The organism is Pseudoalteromonas rubra, from assembly GCF_005887115.1.
Classification (GTDB): Bacteria; Pseudomonadota; Gammaproteobacteria; order Enterobacterales; family Alteromonadaceae; genus Pseudoalteromonas; species Pseudoalteromonas rubra_F.
This window is the reverse complement of record NZ_PNCJ01000050.1, coordinates 1-4,537: the sequence shown is the minus strand read 5'-3', so window position 1 is coordinate 4,537 and position 4,537 is coordinate 1. Positions and strand designations below refer to the sequence as shown.

General features: G+C 39.9%; 3 protein-coding genes. 1 reads left to right on the top strand and 2 read right to left on the bottom strand.

Features of this window, described 5'->3' with window-relative positions; all coding sequences use genetic code 11:
* Nucleotides 1-458: 458 nt before the first annotated feature.
* Nucleotides 459-2,039: a DNA cytosine methyltransferase gene (locus tag CWB98_RS21540; protein WP_138546689.1), complete on the bottom strand. Its 1,581-nt coding sequence runs from the start codon at nucleotides 2,037-2,039 to the stop codon at nucleotides 459-461.
* Nucleotides 2,040-2,280: 241 nt separating this feature from the next.
* Nucleotides 2,281-2,421 carry a hypothetical protein gene (locus CWB98_RS24490; protein ID WP_249364740.1) on the bottom strand — a complete coding sequence of 47 codons (141 nt, stop codon included), beginning with the start codon at nucleotides 2,419-2,421 and terminating at the stop codon, nucleotides 2,281-2,283.
* Between the two features lie 640 nt (nucleotides 2,422-3,061).
* On the opposite strand from CWB98_RS24490, the gene CWB98_RS21535 reads away from it, so the two are divergent.
* Nucleotides 3,062-4,450, top strand: a complete 1,389-nt coding sequence (locus CWB98_RS21535) for an MvaI/BcnI family restriction endonuclease (protein ID WP_138546688.1) — start codon at nucleotides 3,062-3,064, stop codon at nucleotides 4,448-4,450.
* Nucleotides 4,451-4,537: the final 87 nt, after the last annotated feature.

Sequence of the window (4,537 nt, the reverse complement as noted above, 5' to 3'; positions counted from 1 at the left end):
ACAGAATTATGAACACCCTCGATTTTTTTGGTCTTGGGCCTTACTCAGTTGGATCAACGCACAGTGCTCTGAGTTAGGTTAGCCAATCATTGCGTTTGATGGTAAAACCCTGCGCGGTGCCAGTAAAACGCGTTAGGATAACTTATACTTGGTGTCCATTCCTGATTGTGAGGCAGATTTAACTTTGTATTTAAAGAAGATGCCTGTCAGATAAGTGAGCTATCTTCCGCGGAAAATATGGCACTGTTTAGACTGGTCGTTAGCAATCAGGTAACATGTACACAGGCCGTAAAGACTCGATACGTGGCAAGTATGTTCGCGCCAGTTTTGATGATGAATTCAGGGTAAAGCTTACTTTTGGTTGATGGCCGTAATTAAAGTATACTCTCACACTAATTTTATAATGGGCTCATCATTTTGTGCTATATTTTGAGCCCATCTTCTTTCTTTTTTATGTGTTACAAGCGGCTTAATAACTCCTTTATTGATAGCCCTAAAGCTCTCCCCAAAAGTGGAGGCACAGCATTTCCTACTTGAGTGTATTGAGGTACTTCAAATTTTCTCATTTGCCCACCAGTAGTTACTTTGGAGCGGAATACAAAAGAGTCAGGAAAAGACTGAATTCTTGCCATTTCTCTCACAGTCAAAGTTCTTAACTCATCGTGGTGATAGTGGCATGCATCATCGGGAATTGATAATGCGGCCGGAGCAGGATTATTAGCTACTAGGGCTTTTTGAGTTTGCTTTTTTGTTTGATGGTTTATTAAGAAATCAAGAAACTCTGCTTTTGAGTTGAACTTTATATAAACGCCGCCATCTACGAGATAATCGTATTGAGAGAACTCTTCCCAAACCGCATGGCTAATGTCTAAGCTAGCTCCTTTTAGAACTGCTTTTACTTCCTTGGCCAGTCCCTTTCCAACTAACTGCATAATTTGATAAAGCCGAAACCTGCGTTGTACATGCTCCCCATTTCTTCGCTCTTCGTGGTTATATTGCATTGCCGGCTCTTTATAAGTCTCACGCATTAACTTAAGGTAGTTAGATTTTATATGTTTTGATGGTTTGGCGTTACTCCCGTTAAACCGTAAGTCATCGATTGCTTCAGATACGCTTATAAAGCTCTCTGTATGAGTAACTAATTCTGATAAAAAAGAATCCTGAAATAGCTTTAAGCCATTTGGGCATACTACGTCATGATATTTAAGCTGTGTGTCAGAACCTTCCGTAACATACTTAGTTCCTTGATAAAAAGAGAGTGATGAAGAAAAAAGCTCTTTTTCGGCTGAATTAAAGGTGGCGGATAGTCTTTCAAATATGTCCTCTCTTACACCTATCATAATAAATCTAGGCCTGTTCTGAGGTATACCAACATACTTAGCGTTTACATGTAAGCAAAGAGGAATATAGCCTATTTGACTGAAAGCTTTAGACACCTCAATCCATGCATAGTAATTTTCACCTCCATCCTGAAATGCTCTTAGTATACCAGTCACATTTTCCAGAATGGCAAACTTGGGCTTTACTTTGCTTACAAAGTTAGCAAACTCCCAAGGAAGTGAGTTTTTATCGCAATTTTTTTTTCTCATACCTGCCATACTAAAGCTTTGACAAGGTGGGCCCCCAGAAACAAAGTCTAAATCCCCATTTCCATATGAATTACGCAGTTTATGTACTACTTCGGGGTTAGATTCCAAATATTCGTTTAGGTGAATAATGTTACCAACTACTAAGTTGCCTTTGAGATCATCTGAATTAGTTATATCTGAATAACTTTGCTTAGAATTGAGGTCAGGGTAACTTCTAGGATCTTCTCTTAACCGTTTCGGCAAATCTGTGACTGGAAAGCTGCTCGAAAGCCACTTTGTTCGCAGCGGCATTAGTTTCTCTTGTGAAAGATCTTCATTAAAGAAATTATATACAAATGTTTCTGCAGGCATCGGTGACAGCTCGTTAGCCATTACCATATATGACCCCTCTATTGACTCAAGACCTAAGGATAGGCCCCCACACCCTGCAAATAATTCTATGTAATTCAAAAGCCTCTACCTACTTGAACTTTATCTATTTTAGATTTTAAACCAAGAGCGGCTAAAAATCCAGGGATTTTCAGTATGTAATTTATCAATACTCCTAGTAGAGACTAACCAAAGAACTACGCCTCATGGTAATAGGCCAATTTTAGAATTCCTTCCTTTTACCTAATCCGCCTTATTGATCAAATCCAGATAGCCAAGAAAACACCGCAATTTCAGCTGTTTCTCTGATATTCAGGCATACCTAATCCAGCGATTCTATTACTTTGAACATCGCTTCAGTGTGCTGCTGATTGAATCCACGACTGACCAGCTTGTCCCCGTAAGCTGGTACATTGCTGTTTCCGTCAGTGAACGCAGGGGATAGTTCACACACTTTGTCCACTCACTACTGCCTAGATGCTTTGATAAATTGACCGCGTTGTTGCGAGCATGTCCATCCTCCCACAACTGCGCATTACGCCTCGGTGGGATCAATGCGTCACCTTTTTGGCTGCCACTTCGGTATACACAGTCTCTGGTATCACAAGCGCCATCCGCTTATATCGAGCTGTTCTTTCTGCGCAATAGTTTGAGTAGGTCGCCCAGAGCTTCTGAATCAGCTACGGAGGTTGAAGATAACTCAGCTCCCACGATTTGGTGTGTATATGCATCAGTGAATGGATGTAACTACGTCAGTTAGTGATACGCTTTTCTTTCAAAGTTCAGTCTTGGTGCTGGCTTTTGAGATCTGATTACACAAGGCTAGATTAGTTTAATGATTTAGGAAACAACGCCACCTTAATATGAAAACAGCTATCGACAAAAAAATATAAGGCAGCATGGTATTGATAATGCTGGTGATTTTGTTAATGTGGCTCTAAGCAGGGCATAAATTAAATATGGTACTTTATAAGGTTGCTCTTAGCGATCGAGTAACTTTGATCCGAGTATATTAAATAGCACATCTTAACAATCTTTGATTGTGAAGTTAAAGGGTAAGGAATACAGTGATTTTGTATAAGTGCGGTTCACTTAGAACAATAGTGGAGCAAATAATATCTTTAGAAAAGGCACAAAAAATTGAAAGATTTCAAGCCGAGCAAATAATTGCGACAAGACTGGGAGCGCTCTCGTTTGCGGATCTTGCTAGAAAGACACTTGATGGAACATTCACTGTGGATAAACGCTCATATAAACTAGCTTCCGAGAAAGCCGATAGTGTTCATCAGGTGAATGAAAGTGTTGATAAAAAGTATGAATTAACAAGCTTTGATTCTCACCCTATCGAGTCTTTAAATAAGAGAAAGTTAGTGGCAAAAGGGGTTGATTTCGCAACCTTAGAGCCAACTGCAACTGGTTTGAAAAAATCAATCTTAGATGCTACATACTCCGTAAGGCAAGTATTCAAGGCTGCGGATTACCACGACTATTCTACTCAGCAACAAGGGCCAGAACACAAGGTTATAAAAACCTCTTTGTTAATTTATTCTGATAAAGTCAAAGACGCAAAGACTAGTCTTTATAGACCGAACACCAAGTCTGGAGATCCTAGGATATGGTTTAGTGGTTTAAGTAGCTTTTCAGCAGCCGGCGACAAGGTTGCTTTAATTATTGCTGGCAATCAGCTGCTACTAATAAATTTAAGTCGACACTTACTTACAGATGGTTGCTACGAGCTTGCGCAAGTTTCGAAGCTAATGTCTGTTCAATTATCTACTGCAGATGAGTTACTATCAAGGTTGAAAAAGATCGCGGCAGATGGGTTGTTAAAGGCGACTCGTAAAGGCTCGACAGCAGTAGGAATGGCAATAGAAGATGCTTTAGGGTTACCACCTAATAGTAGTAAGCAACCAGATTATAATGGAATTGAGTTGAAAGCAGGGAGGGGTCGCGGCAATCGAGCAACTCTGTTTGCGCAGGTAGCGGACTGGAAAGTTAGTCCTTATAAGAGTAGTGCCGACATTCTTAATGCTTTCGGGTATCAAAGGGGGGAGCACTATAAACTGTATTGTACTATTTCCTCCAAGAAGCCAAATAGCCAAGGATTGCAATTCCGCTTTGATGAAAAAAATGACCAATTAATTGAGTTTCACAATGATGTTGGTGATGTTGCCTGCTGGCCAGCAGACTTGCTAAGGAGTCGTTTACTTGAGAAGCATAAAGAAACATTTTGGATAGATGCTGAAAGCATATATATCAAGGATGAAGAATACTTTAAGCTAAAATCTATAACCCACACCAAAAACCCCTTGATAAACCAGCTTATGCCTCTACTGGTTGATGGTACGATCACGATGGATCACTTGATTAAACGGATGGGTACAAACAAGTCTAGGGTATCCGAAAAAGGGCCTTTGTTTAAAATGGATAAGAAGGATTTATCATTATTATTCCCTGAACCGATTACATATGAACTTCATAGTATTGAGTAAATAGGGCAAAAGAATGATGCTTAGAGAAGTTCTTTTCAACTCTAAATGACCTGACATCACCTTCTGTGAGGGTGTTCATAATTCTGT